This is a genomic window from Ralstonia sp. 22111 (assembly GCF_052045895.1).
Lineage (GTDB): Bacteria > Pseudomonadota > Gammaproteobacteria > Burkholderiales > Burkholderiaceae > Ralstonia > Ralstonia wenshanensis.
Genome location: NZ_JBQEPR010000001.1, coordinates 197,544 through 213,964, shown reverse-complemented (window position 1 = coordinate 213,964; position 16,421 = coordinate 197,544). Strand labels below are relative to the sequence as shown.

Below are 16,421 nucleotides of genomic sequence, written 5' to 3'. Positions count from 1 at the left end.
GGGCGATGCCCGCCGAGTGCGGTAGCCATGTGGCCTCCGGGGATAGGCAGAGGGAGGCTCGCCGCTCGCTGCGAAACGAGGGTGGCGGGCCTGACGACAGGGTTCGCAGACCGGCCTCCTATCCCAGCATTGCCGGCAGACCCGAAGGTCTCCCTGCCCGGCCCGCCATGAAAAGCATAGGCGTGCACAAGCACCGGACATGAAAACGCCGCGCGAAAGGCGGCTGTCCGTCTGGGAAAAAAGAGGAGGAGATGGGCTGCGAAACCCGGTCACCGTTGAGGCGGTGACGGTGGGGATTATAGCGACGGGATCCACGTGCTCCGCTGTCATATTTCGCCAACTCCGCGAAATCAGTCGATTTGCCCAAGACAATTCATAGAAGCCGCTGGCATCGCCAGAGTCGATGCATGTATAGGGGCGAATGACAAATCGAAACGGAGAGATGCGTTATGTGGAACGAATGGAGACCATGCTGCACGGTGGAGGTCGGACCATGATGCGAAGAATTGCTGTTGTCGGTGACACGCTTCTGAATGGCGGAACGGTCCTGCCCTATGCGGGGCCTGCCTGCACCTTTGGAAATGCGGGTCACCAAGTCGCCCTGATTGGCGGCCAAGCCTACTGCGAGGTGTGCAAGAGCGTCGGCATCATTACCAAGGCGGGTGGCCCCCGCCGGATGAATTTCATGGGCGAAGTTGCTTTGGATGGTGACGAGGTGCTGTGCAAATGCCTGCATCCAAAGCGCATCGTTGCAGTGCTTGCAGGCGAAGCTTGGTATGAGGACGGAAGTGGTAGCGAAATAGAGCGCCAACGAGCAAATTCTGATCTTGCAATTAGCGTCCCGACAACCGCAGCGGTGTCACCGATTTACGACGAGCAATACCTACTGAAAGACCGTCAAGGCAATGTACTGTCAGATACGTATTACACAGTCGGGCTGCCAAACGGGGCGATCAAACATGGGACGACCGATCTGCTTGGCCGAACAGAACGTATTCGGACGGATGGCGTTCAAGAAATTCGCATTTACCTTGGTCACGTCGAAAACATCCGATGATGACGGTCTATTTCGATAAAATTTGTTGATCGGAAGAAGTACATGTTGATTTCAACCTGTACAACGAACGGAAACGAAGGGTCCATGCAGACAGCATCCGTGGACAGGCTTCATATTGATTGTCTGCGGCTATCGTCGCAGGGGGCGAATTTTATTCAGGATTGGGAGAAACTTAGGCTTAATTACTATGATGACGACGTCGGCTATTGCACAGTTGGTTGGGGCCATCTAGTCAACGGAAAGCGTCCGTGTGAAGCGCTCGGAATCCCACGCGGAACAACTATATCAAGAGCGCAGGCGGAATCCTTCTTTAGCGTAGATGCTGTGAAGCATGAGAAGATCATTCGCAAGGCTATTCGCGTTCCGCTATACCAACGAGAATTCGATGCTCTGTGCTCCTTGGCTTTTAACGTAGGAGAAATTGCGAGGATTGCTCCCGGGCTTTGTCGAAAGATCAATTCAGGTGCCTACGCGGATGCGGCAAAAGAGTTCTTGGATATTACAAATGGTGGAATTTCCGGTCTTGTGAAAAGGCGGAAGCAGGAACATGACATGTATTTGAGTGGAAGCTATGACTCTACGCACTAAACTCAAACGCATCTCGACAGCCATTGCAATCGTCGCATTTTCATTTCTGTCTGCCATGGCACACGCGAACTGCGGAAGCGTGGTTGCCAGTGAACCCGATTATCAGGCTGTGACTCCGCTCGCCTTCCCGTCGCCGGCAGCAGAAAATGAATTCCGCAGCGCACTGAGCGAACAAGCCGGCCTCAATCTGGAGGAGGCGAAAATGTTTTTTGACTGCCTCAAAATTGCAACAATGCATGATGATGGAGATACGCTCAGCCAACTCATCCGATACCCGTTACGTACCGGTAGCTCCAAGAGAGAAATCATCATCCGTACTCCAGCGGCGCTCAAGAAGGCCTACCCCATGATCTTCGATGCCAAAGTGAAGCACGCCATCGAAACGCAGCGATTCGAAGATCTGTTTGTCAGCTATCGAGGCTTGATGGTAGGAAATGGTGAAGTTTGGATCAGCGGCATCGTTGATCCAATCTCTGGCAAGACGATCATTAAGGTCATTGCGATCAACAATTAGTAGTCCATCTGGTCGGGCAGGTACGGTCCCCGGCAGGGCAATTGTGTGAAGGAATCGCCCCGCCACCGAGAGCGTACTTGATGCATTGGTCCTCGAATATCGGCCATGGGACGGCTCCGTCGTCCGTCCCTCCAATGGATGAAGTCAACATCGAATGGGTGCATGCAACGCTCGAAATGTCTCTGATGGCTGCACGGAATATGTTCAATGTTAACGCCAAACTCAAGGAGGTAGGTCGCAGCTACGGCGTAATCAAATTCGTTGGCGGTGCAACCGACAAACCTCATTGGTCAACAGACGGACACTGATATGCGTCGACTTCTGTTCCTTGCGTTGCTTCTTATCAGTGCGGCGTGCTCTGCGACGCCTCCAACCTCCACTCATCTGGGGTATTTCTCTAACCAGAAAACTACAGCGACTACTGGTGACCGCCACAGCGAGGGCTATGCCGTCGACCTTTATCGGGAGGGAACGCACGTATTCGGCAAGTTCTACGTCTCAACCGGTATCGAGACGCCCAGTGGCCCTATCTACAACGCTAAGATCGATCTGTCGACTCGCACTTTTACCTTTGCTGCCAAGCTTTCGACTGGCTTCGAATTCACCCGAGATTCAGGCCCGCAAGGGCGGCCGGCCCGGGATGTGTTCGAGTTCCACGGGAAAATTTCACGCAGCACTTTAGAAGGCCGTCTTATCCACAAAAGTGGTTACGACCCAACAAGCGATATCCGGTCTGAACACGTATTGCTGCGACGAGTCAAGATCGATACGCCTTCTGTTAACTATGCTGACTGGGCAAAAGAGCCTGCCAACGCACCGGTTGGTTGGTGAATCTCAGCCTTCCCAAGGCTTACCGTATGGCAGTGGCAGAATGCGCACTTTTGCGCGGGAACAGGGGCCGCTGATCCGGTAGTCGCATCCCGGCCAAATCCGCTACAATCCAGCCCATTCCGAGGAGCGTTGCAACGACCGGCCCAAGTTCAGACGGGGCGGCCGCCAGGCTCGGAAGTTCAAACGGCGCTCGCAGTATCGTGGCTGACACGATGGCGAGAACGCATCTATCCGGGGCCCCAGCATGGGCCCCGTCTCAGTGGTCATCTCCCCGCGTGCGGTCACCCTTCTTTTCCGGAGTGATCCAATGAACGCTGTCACCGATCTGAAACACGATTACCTCGTTGCCGACATCAGCCTGGCCGACTGGGGCCGCAAGGAAATCGCCATTGCTGAGACCGAAATGCCCGGCCTGATGGCGATTCGCGACGAATTTGCCGCGAGCCAGCCGCTCAAGGGCGCGCGCATTGCCGGCTCGCTGCACATGACCATCCAGACCGCCGTGCTGATCGAGACGCTCAAGGCACTTGGCGCCGACGTGCGCTGGGCCTCATGCAATATCTTCTCGACGCAGGACCACGCTGCCGCCGCGATTGCCGCATCGGGCACGCCGGTGTTCGCGTTCAAGGGCGAATCGCTCAAGGAATACTGGGACTTCACCCACCGCATCTTCGAATGGGCCGACGGCGGCACGCCGAACATGATCCTGGACGACGGCGGCGACGCAACCCTGCTGCTGCACCTGGGCGCCCGCGCTGAGAAGGACGCCTCCGTGATCGCCAAGCCGGGCAGCGAAGAAGAAACCTTCCTGTTCGCGGCCATCAAGGAAAAGCTGGCCAAGGACGCCACGTTCTACAGCCGCAACCTCGACGCCATCAAGGGCGTGACCGAAGAAACCACCACGGGCGTGCATCGCCTGTACCAGATGGCCCAGCGCGGCGAGCTGCGCTTCCCGGCCATCAACGTGAACGACTCGGTCACCAAGAGCAAGTTCGACAACCTGTACGGTTGCCGTGAATCGCTGGTCGACGGCATCAAGCGCGCGACCGACGTGATGATCGCCGGCAAGGTGGCGATCGTGGCCGGCTACGGCGATGTGGGCAAGGGCTCGGCCCAGGCCTTGCGCGCGCTGTCGGCGCAAGTGTGGGTGACGGAAATCGACCCGATCTGCGCGCTGCAGGCCGCCATGGAAGGCTACCGCGTGGTGACGATGGATTACGCCGCCGAGCACGGCGACATCTTCGTGACCTGCACGGGCAACTACCACGTCATCACGCACGACCACATGGCCAAGATGAAGGACCAGGCCATCGTCTGCAACATCGGCCACTTCGACAACGAGATCGATATCGCGTCCGTCGAGAAGTACCAGTGGGAAGAGATCAAGCCGCAGGTCGATCACGTGATCTTCCCGGACGGCAAGAAGATCATCATCCTGGCCAAGGGCCGCCTGGTGAACCTGGGCTGCGCCACGGGCCACCCGTCGTACGTGATGAGCAGCTCGTTCGCCAACCAGACCATCGCGCAGATTGAGCTGTGGACTGAAGCGGTGAAGGGCTCGAACAAGTACCCGGTGGGCGTCTACACGCTGCCCAAGCATCTGGACGAGAAGGTCGCGCGCCTGCAGCTGAAGAAGCTGAATGCGCAATTGACCGAGCTGACTGACCAGCAAGCTGCCTACATCGGCGTGAGCAAGGAAGGCCCGTACAAGGCTGACCACTACCGCTACTAAGCCGTACCTGCCGGCGGCGTTCCCCGCCGCCGGCTCTCCAACCGAGGACTCCTCCATGAGACTGCTCGCTGTCTGGGTCATCAACGCGCTGGCGTTGCTTCTTGTCGCCTATCTGCTCAAAGGCATCCACGTCAACGGCTTCGGCTCCGCGTTGATCGCGGCGCTGGTGCTCGGTCTGGTCAACACGCTGATCCGCCCGATCCTGGTGATCCTCACCTTGCCGGTGACGCTGCTCACGCTGGGGCTGTTCATCTTCATCATCAACGCGCTGCTGTTCCTGTTTGTCGGCAACCTGCTGGCGGGCTTTCAGGTGGCCAGCTTTGGCGCCGCGCTGCTGGGTTCCATCCTGTACAGCGTGATCTCGTGGCTGCTCTCGAGCCTGTTGCTGCGCGAGGCTTAAGGTTTCTGTCATGCAAGACCGTCAATTCAGTTTCGAATTCTTCCCGCCCAAGACGGCGGAAGGCGCCGAGAAGCTGCGCAATACGCGCGCGCAACTCTCGCCGCTCAAGCCGCGCTTCATTTCCGTGACGTTTGGCGCGGGCGGCACCACGCAACAGGGCACGCTCGACGCCGTGGTGGAAATCCAGCGCGAAGGCATTGAAGCGGCGCCGCATCTGTCGTGCGTGGGTTCGTCGCGCGAGAGCATTCGCGGCATTCTCAATACGTATCGCGAGCACGGCATCCGCCGCATCGTCGCGTTGCGCGGCGACATGCCCTCGGGCATGGGCGAGATCGGTGAATTCCGCTTCGCCAACGAGCTGGTCGAGTTCATCCGCCAGGAAACCGGCGAGGCTTTCCACATTGAAGTGGCGGCCTATCCGGAATACCACCCGCAGTCGCGCTCGGCGCGGCACGATCTGGAAAACTTCGCCCGCAAGGTGAAGGCCGGTGCGGACTCCGCCATCACGCAATACTTCTTCAACGCCGACGCGTACTTCCAGTTCGTGGACGACGCACGCAAGCTCGGCGTGGACGTGCCGATCGTGCCCGGCATCATGCCGATCACGAATTCATCGCAGCTCATGCGCTTTTCCGAGATGTGCGGTGCGGAAGTGCCGCGCTGGATCGCCAAGCGCTTGGAAGGTTTTGGCGACGATCGTGAATCGATCCGCGCCTTTGGCCTGGACGTGGTGACGGCCATGTGCGACCGCCTGCTGCAAGGCGGCGCGCCGGGCCTGCATTTCTACACGCTCAACGCCGCCGGCTCCACGCGCGCCATCTGGCAGCGCCTGGGTCTGTAAGAAGAAAGCGCACCGCAAAGGAGGTCGTCATGGCAGCCGCACCCGATCCGCTGATCGCCTGGTTGCTTGACGAACTCCGGCCGCTTGCCGCGCAAATCGGTGAGATTCGCGCGCGCCGAATGTTCAGCGGCGCGGCGCTGTATTACGACGACATTGTCTTTGCTCTGGTGCTGCGCGGCACGTCTTACCTGCGCGTTGACGACCTCACGCGCGAACGTTTTCTCGCTGAAAAATGCACGCCGTTCAGTTACGAGCGCAACGGCCGCACCATAAGCATGACGGGTTATCTGAGCACGCCGGCAGAGGCGCTGGACGGTGGGCAGCCATTGCGCGACTGGGCACGGCTGGCGATTGAAGCCGCGCTGCGTGACGCGAATGCCAAGGCGGCCAAGCCGAAGCGCGCCACGGCAAAGACGGCGAAAGCTACCAAGGCAACAAAGACAACGGCGACCAAGACGGTCGCCGCAAAAAAGACAGCCAAGCGCTGAACGCTCAGTACAGCGTTGTCTTCAGCCGCTCCGGCAACTCGCGATCGTAGGCGTCTCCATCAAATGCGCCGCCGCTGATGTGCTGCAGGATCTGGCCTGCGGTGGGCACAGCCGGCTTGGTGTCCTGCGCGCCGCGCTCCCACAGCTTTGAGCGCACCAGTGCCTTCGAGCAGTGGAAGTAGACCGTCTGCACCTGCACGAGGATCACGCTGCGCGGAAGCTTGCCCTGCACCGCAAACGACGCAAGCAATGCCGGATCCGCCGAGATGGTGGCCGTGCCGTTCACGCGCAACGTCTCACCCACACCCGGCACGATGAAGAGCACCGACACGCGCCCGTCTTCAACGATGTTGCGCAGGTTGTCGATGCGGTTGTTGCCAGGCCGATCGGGAATCGCCAGCAAGCGTTCGTTGAGGATGCGCACGAAGCCCGGCGCATCGCCCTTTGGCGAAGCGTCCGTGCCCTGCGCGCCCACCGATGACAGCACGATGAATGGCGACGCCTCCACGAACGCGCGGTAGTCGGCGTTCAGGTGGTCGATCTCCTTGAGCAGCGAGCGCGGGTTCGGGGCGCCATACACGGCTTCGAGGTCGGCAACAGTTTTCAGCGTGTGGGACATGGGCTTCCTGTGCAGGATTAAAACGCGCCGCGCTCGGTGACGATGCAGTCCAGCGCGATGTCGTGCGGTTCCGGCGCGATGGATTCCACGCGGTTCACCTCGTACGCCACGCCAATCGTGCGCGGGCGGTGTCCGGCGGCATGCAGCGCCGCCAGCGTGCGGTCGTAGAAGCCGCCGCCGTAGCCGATGCGATAGCGCTGCGCGTCAAAGCCCACGCACGGGATCAGCAAGGCATCGGGCGTTTCCATCTCACCCGAGCGGGGGATGGGGATGTTGTAAGCGCCCGGCGTCATTTCACAATCGGGCGTCCATCGCCGAAACTGCAGGGGAGAAAACTTGTCAGTCACCACGGGCAGCAGCGCATGGCGCGTGGCGTCGGCCGCCAGCCAATGGTCCAGCACGGTCAACGCATCGAACTCTCCCTGCGTTGGCCAGTAGGCGGCTAGGCGTTTGACGGGCAGTGCGTTCAGCAACTCAGCCAGGTGATGTGCCAGCGCAGCATCGTGGGCAATGCGATCCGGTAGCGCAGCGCGTGCATCGAGCAACATGGCGCGCAGCGTGCGGCGCGATTCGATTGGCGTGGTGGGATTGGCCGGATCGTGCGTACTCATTGGGTGTGGCCTCTCGCCGGTTCACGATCCGTAGCGAGCGGGCCGAGGTTGGTGCGAGAAGCGCAGCCGTACACGTATTCGGCGAGCATCGCCGTGCCAAGATCGGGCCGCGCAGTTGGAGCGTGAATTGGCGCTAAGGCTGACATGGGATAATTCGGCGGACCTAACAGTGATTGGATGGGGCAGGAGATGACATTGAAGGCCAAGGCAGTATATCGCGCGGTAGCGCTGGCTTTTGCAGGCATGGTCGGCATGAGCGTGGTCGGCCCGACGCCGCTGGCGGTGGCCGCAAAGCGCCAGGCGCCGCAGGGCATCCCGGCCAATCCGGACGATGCGTTTGTCGAGCTGCGCAACGCTGCCCGCCGCAACGATGTGTCGCGCAGCTGGGAGCTGGCCGACAGCCTCTCCGATTACCCGATCCAGTCTTACGTGCAGTATTTCCGCATCAAGCCGCAGCTGTTCGATGCCAGCGGCTATGCGCGTACCGATGCGCCGGAAGATGAGATCCGCTCGTTCCTGCAGCGCTACAAGGGCGAGGCGATTGCCGACCGGCTGCGCAACGACTGGCTGCTCGTGCTCGGCAAGAAGCGCGACTGGGCCACGTTCGATGCGGAGTACCCCAACTTCGTGCTGAAGGACGACACGCAGGTCGAGTGCTATGCGCTGCTCTCGCGCGCGATGAAGGGCCAGAACGTGGCCGCCGACGCGCGCAACACGCTGTCGGATCCCAAGGGCTATGGCGAAGGCTGCGTCGACCTGATCGGCTATCTGGCGCAGTCCAAGCAGTTCACCCGTGCAGATGTGGCGTTTGCGGCGCGGCTTTCGCTGGAGCAGAACCTCGTTACGCAGGCATCGCGCATTGCGGCGGTGCTGCCCGACGGTGATCGCGTGGACAACGACACGCTGGCCAACGTGACCCGCATGGCGCGCAACGATCCTTCGCCGGCAACGGCGTATCTGCTGGCGCAAAGCGGCAGCCTGTCGCGCGAAGAGCAAGGCGCGGGCTGGGGCGTGATCGGCCAGTACGCCGCCAAGAAGCAGACGCCCGATGCGCTGGACGCCTACCGTCGCCAACTGACGCTCGGCGGCGATGCCTACCTTTCGGACGATTCGCAGGAGTGGCGTGTTCGCGCCGCCCTGCGCGCGGGTGACTGGAAGATGGTGCGCCAGTCCATTGAGAAGATGCGCCCCAGCCTGCGCGATCGTGATCCCGCCTGGACGTACTGGTACGGCCGCGCGCTCAAGGCCGACAACCGGAACGACGAGGCTCGCCAACAGTTCCAGTCGATTGCCGGCCAGTTCAATTTCTACGGCCAACTGGCGCAAGAGGAACTCGGCCAGCGCATCACCGTGCCGCCGCGCACAACCGTGACCGACGCCGAGATCGACGTGATGGGCCGCAACCACCCGGGCTTTGGGCGTGCCAAGAAGCTGTACGACCTGAATCTGCGCTTCGAGGGCAACCGCGAGTGGAACTGGGAGCTGCGCAACATGAGCGACCGCGAGTTGCTCGCCGCGGCCGAATATGGCCGCAAGCTCGGCTTGCTCGATCGCACCGTCAACTCCGCGGACAAGACCAAGACCGAGCACGACTTCTCGCTGCGCTTCCCGACGCCGTACCTCAGCGTGGTCCAGCGCAACGCCGATGCCGTGGGCTTGGACATTGCCTGGGCCTACGGTCTGATCCGCCAGGAATCGCGCTTCATCATGGACGCGCGTTCGTCGGTGGGCGCCTCTGGCCTGATGCAGGTGATGCCGGAAACCGCCAAGCACATTGCCAAGAAGATCGGCCTGCCGGCGTTCCGCGTTTCGCAGATGAGCGACATCGATACCAACGTGCTGCTGGGTACGGCCTACCTGTCGATGATCCTGACCAACCTGGACAGTTCGATCACCCTGGCTACCGCCGGCTACAACGCGGGCCCAGGCCGTCCGAAACGCTGGCGCTCGACGCTCGCGCGGCCGGTGGAAGGCGCGATCTTCGCCGAGACGATTCCGTTCAACGAGACCCGCACGTATGTGAAAAACGTGCTGTCGAACGCGACGTACTACAGCGCGTTGCTGACCGGCCGCCCGCAGTCGCTGAAGGACCGCCTGGGCAAGGTGGCGCCGGAATCCGTTACGCCGGACGACCTGCCCTAAGCACCGGATCGTCATCCCGCTGTCATTCGACGCCCGCCGCAACGCGGGCGTTTTTCTTGGTCATGTGCGCCGGCTAGCGCACAGAAGTGTGGCGCGCTGCACGTCGCGTCGACATACCTTGGGGGCCATCGCGTTCGGGATGTATTGTGGTGTTGCCTCCTTTCCCGTTTTGGAGATGCCTCCATGCAGCCCTCCAATCTGCTCGTTTTTGGCGGTACCGGTTTTATAGGCTCGCAGTTGCTGTCTCGGCTGGTGACGGAGACGTTTTCCGCGCCCGGCTTACCCGAGGGCCGGATGATCGTGCCCACGCGCGATCCTGAATCCGCCCGCGCGCACAACCTCACCCTGCTGCCGCGCGTGGACGTGATGGACGCCGACATCTACGCCGACGATGCCCTCGACGCGCTGTTTCTGGCGCTCACCGAGCGCGGCGGCGAGCACTGTGCCGTCGTCAACCTCGTTGGCGTGCTGCAGGATGCGCGCGGGATGCCGTACGGGCCGAATTTCCAGCGTGTGCATGTCGACCTGCCCCGCCGCATCGTCGCCGCATGCCGACGCCATGGCGTGAACCGGCTGCTGCACATGAGTGCGCTGGGTGCCGATCCGGCCGGCCCGTCGATGTACCTGCGCAGCAAGGGCGACGGCGAACGCGTGGTCATGAACAGCGAGCTGGACTGGACGGTGTTCCGCCCGTCGGTGGTGTTCGGTCCGCAGGATCATTTCCTGAACTTGTTTGCGAGCATGCAGCGCATGGCGCCGTTTGTGCCGCTGGCCTGTGCCGATGCGCGTTTCCAACCCGTGTACGTAGATGACGTGGCGGCAGCGTTCATCAATGCGCTCAAAAAGCCCGCGACGATCCGGCACGCTTATCCGCTGGTCGGGCCGCGCGTCTACACCCTGGCGGAGCTGATGCGCTTTGCCGGACGTGCCAGCGGCCACCCGCGCTGGATCGTGCCACTGCCTGAAGGCCTGGGCCGCATGCAGGCCGCGCTGCTGGAGCATCTGCCAGGGGCGCCCATCTCGCGGGACAACCTCGACTCCATGCGCGTGGACAACGTCAGCATGGAACCGGTCGCGCCGGAACTCGGCATCCATCCGCTCGGCATGGAGGCCGTCATGCTGCCCGCCCTGGCCGGCTTGGGGCCGGACCGCGGATTGCGTGCCGCACGCACACGGGTCCATCGCTAGCCGCTACGAAAACGCGGAGGATTTGCCGCGTTTGTGAATCCGCTTCACAACCGTGGCCAATCGGATTCGTTTTGTGGCGGTGCAGCGCGAGGCTAGAATGGTTCGCTCGCCCTCGCGCTGCCGCTCGCCGTTTCCGATACAACAAAACCAGAGCGCCCCGGCATTCCCGCGCGATGCTGGCGGGCTCCCACAACAATTGCTGTGCACTCTCCAAGGACGGGAATCATGAAACTGGTCATCGGCAACAAGAACTATTCGTCGTGGTCGCTACGCCCGTGGCTGCTCGCCAAGCAGGCCGGCATTCCGTTCGAAGAGATCCGCGTGCGCCTGCTGAGCGAGACCTTTGCCGCCGACGTGGCACGTCATTCGCCCGCCGGCCGCGTGCCCGTGCTGGTGGACGGCGACATGAACGTGTGGGATTCGCTCGCCATCTGCGAGACGCTGGCCGAGCGCTTTCCGCGCGCGCAACTGTGGCCGCAAGACCCGAAAGCCCGCGCGCACGCCCGCTCGATCTGCGCTGAAATGCACAGCGGCTTCAACAACCTGCGCAACAACATGCCGATGAACGTGACGGCGGTGCTGCCCGGCATGGGCTGGAACGTGGCCGTGCAGCGCGACATCGACCGCATTGCCGCCATGTGGACCGAGCTTCGCCAGAAGTACGCCGCAGAAGGCCCATTCCTGTTCGGGCACTTCACGGTGGCCGATGCGTTCTATGCGCCGGTGGTCAGCCGCTTCGCTACGTACGGTGTGCGTCTGCCGGATGCCGCCAAGGCCTACGCCGACTACATCCTCAATCTGCCCGCCATGCAGGAGTGGATCGACGGGGCGCGCGCCGAGCATGACTTCCTCGCCGACGACGAGCCGTATCGCACCGCGCCGGACGAAGACACGCTGGTTGCCGCCAATCAATGACGGAACGCGCAGCGCAGACTGAAGCCATCGTCGATCCAGCCACGCACGGGCTGGATGTGTATGCCGTAGGCGGCGCCATTCGTGACGCGCTGCTCGGGCTGCCCGTGCAGGACCGCGACTACGTTGTGGTCGGGGCCACGCCCGAAGCCATGGAGGCGCGTGGCTTTCGAGCGGTCGGCAAGGATTTCCCGGTGTTCCTGCATCCCGTTACGCATGCCGAATACGCGCTCGCCCGCACCGAGCGCAAGACGGCTGCGGGCTACAAGGGTTTCTCGGTCTACTACGCGCCGGATGTCACGCTCGAAGACGACCTCATCCGCCGCGACCTGACCATCAACGCGATGGCGCAGCGCGTGGCGGAAGACGGCGCACTGGTGGGCCCCGTCGTCGATCCGTATGGAGGGCAGGCTGACCTGGCGTCGCGCACGTTCCGGCATGTGTCCGATGCGTTCATGGAAGACCCGGTGCGCATCCTGCGCCTGGCGCGCTTTGCTGCGCGCTTTGCCGACTTTCATGTCGCGCCCGAAACCAACGCGCTCATGCAGCGCATGGTGCAGGCCGGCGAAGTCGATGCGCTGGTGGCCGAGCGTGTGTGGCAGGAAATTGCCCGCGGCCTGATGGAGGCTCATCCGCAGCGCATGTTTGCCGTGCTGCGCGACTGCGGTGCGCTGGCGCGCCTGCTGCCGGAACTTGACCGGCTGTGGGGCGTGCCGCAGCGCGCCGACTATCACCCCGAAGTCGATACCGGCGTGCACACCATGATGGTGATCGAAACGGCCGCAGCGATGGCGACTCCGCTGCCGGTACGCTTCGCTGCGCTGGTGCACGATCTCGGCAAGGGCACGACGCCTGAGGACATCCTGCCGCGCCACATCGGCCATGAAGGGCGCAGCGTGCCGCTGATCGAAGCGGTGTGCCAGCGCCTGCGTGTGCCCACCGAGTGCCGTGAACTGGCGCTGTTGGTTGCGCGCGAGCATGGCAACATCCATCGCAGTGACGGCTTTGATGCCGCAGCGCTGGTGCGTCTGCTGGAGCGTTGCGATGCGTTGCGCAAGCCCGATCGTTTCCGTCAGGCCCTGCAGGCGTGCGAGGCCGATGCGCGCGGTCGTCTCGGGTTTGAAGATCGCAGCTATCCGCAGACGGAACGCCTGCTGCGCGCGCTGGCGGCTGCATCGTCCATCGACGCGGGCGCTGTCGCCCAGCGCCATGCCGACAACCCGGCGCAGATCAAACAAGCCGTGCATCAGGCCCGCATCGAGGCTGTCGCGCTGGCCGGCATCTAGGTTGGCCCCAGAAGCCGGCCGTGCCGCCGTTCACTCGAACGGCGTGTCGTTCGGATTGGCGTACAGCGCCTTCAACTGATCGTTCATCGGGAAGTTGAAGTTCAGGTTCTTGGGCGGCACGGGCTTTTCGAACCACTTGGCGTAGAGCGTCTTGATTTCGCCGCTCTTCATCACGCCAACCATGGTGTCGTCCACCAGCTTCTTGAACTGCGGATCGTCGCGGCGAAGCATGAAGCCGTAGGCCTCGAACGACTGCGGCGTGCCGGTCACGACCCAGTCATCGGGCTTCTGCGCCAGCGTGCGCGCGCCGGCCAGCAGCACGTCGTCCATCATGAACGCCACCACGCGGCCGCTTTGCAGCGTCAGGAACGATTCACCGTAATCCTTCCCGCTGATCACGTTCATGTTCATCTTCTTCTCGTCGTTCATCTTGCGCAGGATGCGCTCCGACGTGGTGCCCGCGTTGGTGATGACCGACTTGCCCGCCAGATCGGGGAAATCCTTCACGCCCGATTTCACGTTGGTCAGCAAGCGTGTGCCGGCGATGAAGAAGGTGGTCGAAAACGCCGTCTGCTGTTCGCGCGATTTCAGGTGCGTGGTCACGCCGCACTCCAGATCCACCGAGCCGTTCTGCACGAGCGATGTCCGGTTCTGCGACGTCACCGGAATCTGCTTGATGTCCAGATTGGGCTTGCCCGTCTTCTTCTTGACGGCATCGATCACGCGGGCGCACAGGTCTGCCGAGAAACCGACAATCTCGTTCTTGCTGTCGCGGTAAGAAAATGGAATCGACGACTCGCGCACGCCGATCAGGATCGTGTTGCTGTCCTGGATTTTCTTGAGCGTGCCGTCCAGGGCCTGCGCGTGCGCGCTGATCGCGAGCAGGCTGGCCAGCGCCAGCGGGATGGATCGGATACAGCGGGTGGTCAAACGCATACTTCCTCCAATGGTTGTGGTGCGCGGCCTGTTGTGTTGCGGCCGTCTGTGCTTTGGCTTCGTGGTGATGAGTGCGGAGAGTCTTAGCGGCCGAACCAGCCGCGCAGCTCTGCGGCGCTGGCCACCGGCCGATGCAGCGCGTCGAGATGCCGTCGCAGGTTGGTGACGAGCGCCGCGTTGTCGGGTGCCGTGCTGCCGTCTGGCAGCGCCATGTTGTTTTCGAACCCCAGGCGCGCGTGGCCGCCGAGCAGCGCCGCGCTGAGCGCGCACTCGGCTTCACGCGGGCCGAATGCGCACATCGCCCAGGGTACGTTTGCCGTGATGTCACCGCCCTCAGCCCACGCCTGCAGGAAGGGCAGCAGATCCGACGGATCAGAGCGCTGGCCTGCGCTATAGCGGCCAAGCACGAAGAGCACCCAATGCGGCGTGTCGGGCAGCACGCCGCGTGCGCGCAGGTCGCGGTAGCGCACCACGTCGTCGGCGGAATACAGGATGTACTGGATGGCCGTGCGCGCTGCGGCAAGCTCACCAAAAAAGCGCGCGGCCTCCGCCTCGTGCGCGGCATCGGGCGCCAGCTCGCGCAGCGCGGCAGAGATTGCTTCTGGCTGCAGGGCGCGCACCGATGCCATCTGCTGTTCGGGCGTGTAGATGCCAACGGCCTCGGTGGTGATCTGAATCACCAGCGCGTCGCCTACGGCGCGTTGCACGGCGGCGATGGCCGGGCGGTAGTCCTCAGGCTCCAGGCTATGCGTGCCGTCTGGGCGGCGCACATGCAGATGCAGCATCGCTGCGCCGGCATCTACGCATTGGCGCGCGCAAGCGGCCAGTTCGTCGGGCGTAATCGGCAGCGCGGGGTGATCGGCGTGCGTCTTGCGCGCGCCGTTGGGTGCCACGGCGATGGCGATGGGCCGGGTCACCATGCGGCCTCCTGCGCCTTGGCAGTGGCGGCGTCAACCGCATCGCCCAGGCGTTCGACGATGGCGTCGATGTCCTGCGCGGTGGCGATGAACGGCGGCGCCAGCAGGATGTGGTCGCCGCGCTGGCCGTCGATCGTGCCGCCCATCGGATACACCATCAGGCCGCGCTGCATCGCTTCGGCCTTCACGCGCGCGTGCGTCTTGCATGCAGGTGCCAGCGGCGCCTTGGTTGCGCGATCGGCCACCAATTCCACGCCAACAAACAAGCCGCGCCCGCGTACGTCACCCACGTGCGGGTGGTCGGCAAAGCGCGCACGCAGTGCCGCACGCAGTTGTTCGCCACGCACCTGCACGTTGGCAAGCAGGTTGTCTTCCTCGATCACCTTCTGCACTTCGAGCGCCGCCGCGCACGCCGTCGCGTGGCCAATGTAAGTGTGGCCATGCTGGAAGAAGCCGCTGCCGGTCGTGATGGCGTCGTAAATGCGGCGATTCACCAGCGTCGCGCCGATCGGCTGATACCCGCCGCCCAGGCCCTTGGCAATGGCGATCATGTCTGGCACCACGCCATCTTCCTCGCACGCGAACAGGTAGCCGGTACGCCCCATGCCGGACATCACCTCATCGAGCAGCAGCAGCACGCCGTGGCGGTCGCACACCGTGCGGATCTTGCGGAAGTAGTCGGCCACGGGCGGCACCGCGCCGGCGGTGGCGCCCACCACCGTCTCCGCGACGAAGGCCGCGACATTTTCTGTACCGAGTTCGACGATCTTCGCGTCCAGCTCATCGGCGAGGCGCTGCACGTATTGCGCGTCGCTCTCGCCATCCAGTCGCTCGCGATACGCATAGCACGGCGAGACATGGTGTGCCGGCACCAGCAGCGGCAGGAACGGTTCGCGCCGCCACGCGTTACCGCCGATCGCCAGCGCGCCCAGCGTGTTGCCGTGATAGCTCTGACGCCGCGCGATGAAGTATTGGCGCTGCGGCTGCCCAATCTCGACAAAGTACTGGCGTGCCAGCTTGAGCGCTGCCTCAATCGCTTCGGAACCGCCCGAGACGAAATACACGTGATCCAGATCGCCCGGTGCGGCGGCGGTCAGGCGTGCGGCCAGTTCTTCGGCCACGTCTGTCGTGAAGAAAGACGTGTGTGCATAGGCCAGCGCGCGCACCTGCTTGCAGATGGCATCCACCACACGCGGGTGGCCGTGGCCGAGACACGAAACGGCAGCACCGCCGCAGGCATCGAGATAGCGCTTGCCGTCGGAGTCGATGAGGGTCATGCCCTCACCGCCGACTGCGGTGGGCAGCGTCTTGCGCGGGTCGCGGTGGAAGACAGAGGTGGTGGACGGAGTCATAGGCGGT

At 62.8% G+C, this 16,421-nt stretch carries 18 protein-coding genes and 1 riboswitch; of the genes, 13 read left to right on the top strand and 5 right to left on the bottom strand.

The features are described 5' to 3' along the window. Positions 1-460: 460 nt before the first annotated feature. From ACTJK4_RS00990 to ACTJK4_RS00950, 9 genes are all read left to right on the top strand, one after another. Positions 461-1,057 (top strand): PAAR domain-containing protein, encoded by a 597-nt coding sequence (locus tag ACTJK4_RS00990; protein WP_440815375.1) that lies wholly within the window; start codon positions 461-463, stop codon positions 1,055-1,057. An 84-nt stretch (positions 1,058-1,141) separates the two neighbouring features. Then, positions 1,142-1,645 (top strand): lysozyme, encoded by a 504-nt coding sequence (locus ACTJK4_RS00985; RefSeq protein WP_232041520.1) that lies wholly within the window; start codon positions 1,142-1,144, stop codon positions 1,643-1,645. After that, positions 1,629-2,159 (top strand): hypothetical protein, encoded by a 531-nt coding sequence (locus ACTJK4_RS00980; protein WP_440815372.1) that lies wholly within the window; start codon positions 1,629-1,631, stop codon positions 2,157-2,159. Before ACTJK4_RS00985 ends, ACTJK4_RS00980 begins: the two co-directional genes overlap by 17 nt. Positions 2,160-2,293: 134 nt before the next feature. Then, positions 2,294-2,467 carry a hypothetical protein gene (locus ACTJK4_RS00975; protein WP_260803698.1) on the top strand — a complete coding sequence of 58 codons (174 nt, stop codon included), beginning with the start codon at positions 2,294-2,296 and terminating at the stop codon, positions 2,465-2,467. Between the two features lies 1 nt (position 2,468). Beyond that, the gene (locus ACTJK4_RS00970; protein WP_440815369.1) at positions 2,469-2,990 is read left to right on the top strand and encodes a hypothetical protein; all 522 of its coding nucleotides are present in this window, start codon (positions 2,469-2,471) and stop codon (positions 2,988-2,990) included. Positions 2,991-3,105: 115 nt separating this feature from the next. Further along, positions 3,106-3,189: riboswitch (S-adenosyl-L-homocysteine riboswitch) on the top strand. Positions 3,190-3,297: 108 nt separating this feature from the next. Continuing rightward, positions 3,298-4,722, top strand: coding sequence for an adenosylhomocysteinase (ahcY, locus tag ACTJK4_RS00965; RefSeq protein WP_440815366.1), 1,425 nt, complete (start codon positions 3,298-3,300; stop codon positions 4,720-4,722). A gap of 55 nt (positions 4,723-4,777) precedes the next feature. Beyond that, positions 4,778-5,122 carry a phage holin family protein gene (locus tag ACTJK4_RS00960; RefSeq protein ID WP_004628357.1) on the top strand — a complete coding sequence of 115 codons (345 nt, stop codon included), beginning with the start codon at positions 4,778-4,780 and terminating at the stop codon, positions 5,120-5,122. A gap of 10 nt (positions 5,123-5,132) precedes the next feature. Further along, positions 5,133-5,963 carry a methylenetetrahydrofolate reductase [NAD(P)H] gene (metF, locus tag ACTJK4_RS00955; protein WP_015856052.1) on the top strand — a complete coding sequence of 277 codons (831 nt, stop codon included), beginning with the start codon at positions 5,133-5,135 and terminating at the stop codon, positions 5,961-5,963. Between the two features lie 29 nt (positions 5,964-5,992). After that, positions 5,993-6,451, top strand: coding sequence for a TfoX/Sxy family protein (locus ACTJK4_RS00950; RefSeq protein ID WP_232041524.1), 459 nt, complete (start codon positions 5,993-5,995; stop codon positions 6,449-6,451). A gap of 4 nt (positions 6,452-6,455) precedes the next feature. On the opposite strand, the gene ACTJK4_RS00945 is transcribed toward ACTJK4_RS00950, so the two are convergent. Together ACTJK4_RS00945 and ACTJK4_RS00940 are read right to left on the bottom strand one after the other, a co-directional pair. Then, a complete protein-coding gene (locus ACTJK4_RS00945) occupies positions 6,456-7,070 on the bottom strand; it encodes a pyridoxamine 5'-phosphate oxidase family protein (RefSeq protein WP_232041525.1) in 615 nt (204 codons plus the stop codon). A 17-nt stretch (positions 7,071-7,087) separates the two neighbouring features. Further along, entirely contained in the window at positions 7,088-7,681 is a 594-nt protein-coding gene (locus ACTJK4_RS00940; protein WP_232041526.1) for a 5-formyltetrahydrofolate cyclo-ligase, read from the bottom strand. A 189-nt stretch (positions 7,682-7,870) separates the two neighbouring features. Between ACTJK4_RS00940 and ACTJK4_RS00935 the strand changes: the two genes are divergently transcribed. The 4 genes from ACTJK4_RS00935 (at position 7,871) to ACTJK4_RS00920 (ending at position 13,209) form a co-directional block, all read left to right on the top strand. Then, a complete protein-coding gene (locus ACTJK4_RS00935; protein ID WP_440815360.1) occupies positions 7,871-9,823 on the top strand; it encodes a transglycosylase SLT domain-containing protein in 1,953 nt (650 codons plus the stop codon). A gap of 183 nt (positions 9,824-10,006) precedes the next feature. Beyond that, positions 10,007-11,011 (top strand): complex I NDUFA9 subunit family protein, encoded by a 1,005-nt coding sequence (locus ACTJK4_RS00930; RefSeq protein ID WP_232041528.1) that lies wholly within the window; start codon positions 10,007-10,009, stop codon positions 11,009-11,011. A 225-nt stretch (positions 11,012-11,236) separates the two neighbouring features. After that, positions 11,237-11,926 (top strand): glutathione S-transferase family protein, encoded by a 690-nt coding sequence (locus tag ACTJK4_RS00925; protein WP_260803704.1) that lies wholly within the window; start codon positions 11,237-11,239, stop codon positions 11,924-11,926. Then, positions 11,923-13,209 carry a multifunctional CCA addition/repair protein gene (locus ACTJK4_RS00920; RefSeq protein ID WP_440815356.1) on the top strand — a complete coding sequence of 429 codons (1,287 nt, stop codon included), beginning with the start codon at positions 11,923-11,925 and terminating at the stop codon, positions 13,207-13,209. Before ACTJK4_RS00925 ends, ACTJK4_RS00920 begins: the two co-directional genes overlap by 4 nt. A 30-nt stretch (positions 13,210-13,239) precedes the next feature. Here ACTJK4_RS00920 and ACTJK4_RS00915 read toward each other — a convergent pair whose 3' ends face one another. The 3 genes from ACTJK4_RS00915 to ACTJK4_RS00905 form a co-directional block, all read right to left on the bottom strand. Further along, positions 13,240-14,145, bottom strand: a complete 906-nt coding sequence (locus tag ACTJK4_RS00915) for a glutamate/aspartate ABC transporter substrate-binding protein (RefSeq protein ID WP_316870395.1) — start codon at positions 14,143-14,145, stop codon at positions 13,240-13,242. An 83-nt stretch (positions 14,146-14,228) separates the two neighbouring features. Next, complete coding sequence (locus ACTJK4_RS00910; RefSeq protein WP_440815353.1) at positions 14,229-15,065, bottom strand: 3-keto-5-aminohexanoate cleavage protein; 837 nt, start codon at positions 15,063-15,065, stop codon at positions 14,229-14,231. Beyond that, positions 15,059-16,414, bottom strand: a complete 1,356-nt coding sequence (locus tag ACTJK4_RS00905) for an aspartate aminotransferase family protein (RefSeq protein WP_232041533.1) — start codon at positions 16,412-16,414, stop codon at positions 15,059-15,061. Before ACTJK4_RS00905 ends, ACTJK4_RS00910 begins: the two co-directional genes overlap by 7 nt. Positions 16,415-16,421 lie beyond the last annotated feature (7 nt).

Excerpts from the sequence above, each read along its gene's own strand:
- ACTJK4_RS00990 (WP_440815375.1), top strand. The coding sequence starts at position 461 with ATGGAGACCATGCTGCACGGTGGAGGTCGGACCATGATGCGAAGAATT.
- ACTJK4_RS00985 (WP_232041520.1), top strand. The coding sequence starts at position 1,142 with ATGCAGACAGCATCCGTGGACAGGCTTCATATTGATTGTCTGCGGCTA.
- ACTJK4_RS00980 (WP_440815372.1), top strand. The coding sequence starts at position 1,629 with ATGACTCTACGCACTAAACTCAAACGCATCTCGACAGCCATTGCAATC.
- ACTJK4_RS00975 (WP_260803698.1), top strand. The coding sequence starts at position 2,294 with ATGGATGAAGTCAACATCGAATGGGTGCATGCAACGCTCGAAATGTCT.
- ACTJK4_RS00970 (WP_440815369.1), top strand. The coding sequence starts at position 2,469 with ATGCGTCGACTTCTGTTCCTTGCGTTGCTTCTTATCAGTGCGGCGTGC.
- ahcY (WP_440815366.1), top strand. The coding sequence starts at position 3,298 with ATGAACGCTGTCACCGATCTGAAACACGATTACCTCGTTGCCGACATC.
- ACTJK4_RS00960 (WP_004628357.1), top strand. The coding sequence starts at position 4,778 with ATGAGACTGCTCGCTGTCTGGGTCATCAACGCGCTGGCGTTGCTTCTT.
- metF (WP_015856052.1), top strand. The coding sequence starts at position 5,133 with ATGCAAGACCGTCAATTCAGTTTCGAATTCTTCCCGCCCAAGACGGCG.
- ACTJK4_RS00950 (WP_232041524.1), top strand. The coding sequence starts at position 5,993 with ATGGCAGCCGCACCCGATCCGCTGATCGCCTGGTTGCTTGACGAACTC.
- ACTJK4_RS00945 (WP_232041525.1), bottom strand. The coding sequence starts at position 7,070 with ATGTCCCACACGCTGAAAACTGTTGCCGACCTCGAAGCCGTGTATGGC.
- ACTJK4_RS00940 (WP_232041526.1), bottom strand. The coding sequence starts at position 7,681 with ATGAGTACGCACGATCCGGCCAATCCCACCACGCCAATCGAATCGCGC.
- ACTJK4_RS00935 (WP_440815360.1), top strand. The coding sequence starts at position 7,871 with ATGACATTGAAGGCCAAGGCAGTATATCGCGCGGTAGCGCTGGCTTTT.
- ACTJK4_RS00930 (WP_232041528.1), top strand. The coding sequence starts at position 10,007 with ATGCAGCCCTCCAATCTGCTCGTTTTTGGCGGTACCGGTTTTATAGGC.
- ACTJK4_RS00925 (WP_260803704.1), top strand. The coding sequence starts at position 11,237 with ATGAAACTGGTCATCGGCAACAAGAACTATTCGTCGTGGTCGCTACGC.
- ACTJK4_RS00920 (WP_440815356.1), top strand. The coding sequence starts at position 11,923 with ATGACGGAACGCGCAGCGCAGACTGAAGCCATCGTCGATCCAGCCACG.
- ACTJK4_RS00915 (WP_316870395.1), bottom strand. The coding sequence starts at position 14,145 with ATGCGTTTGACCACCCGCTGTATCCGATCCATCCCGCTGGCGCTGGCC.
- ACTJK4_RS00910 (WP_440815353.1), bottom strand. The coding sequence starts at position 15,065 with ATGGTGACCCGGCCCATCGCCATCGCCGTGGCACCCAACGGCGCGCGC.
- ACTJK4_RS00905 (WP_232041533.1), bottom strand. The coding sequence starts at position 16,414 with ATGACTCCGTCCACCACCTCTGTCTTCCACCGCGACCCGCGCAAGACG.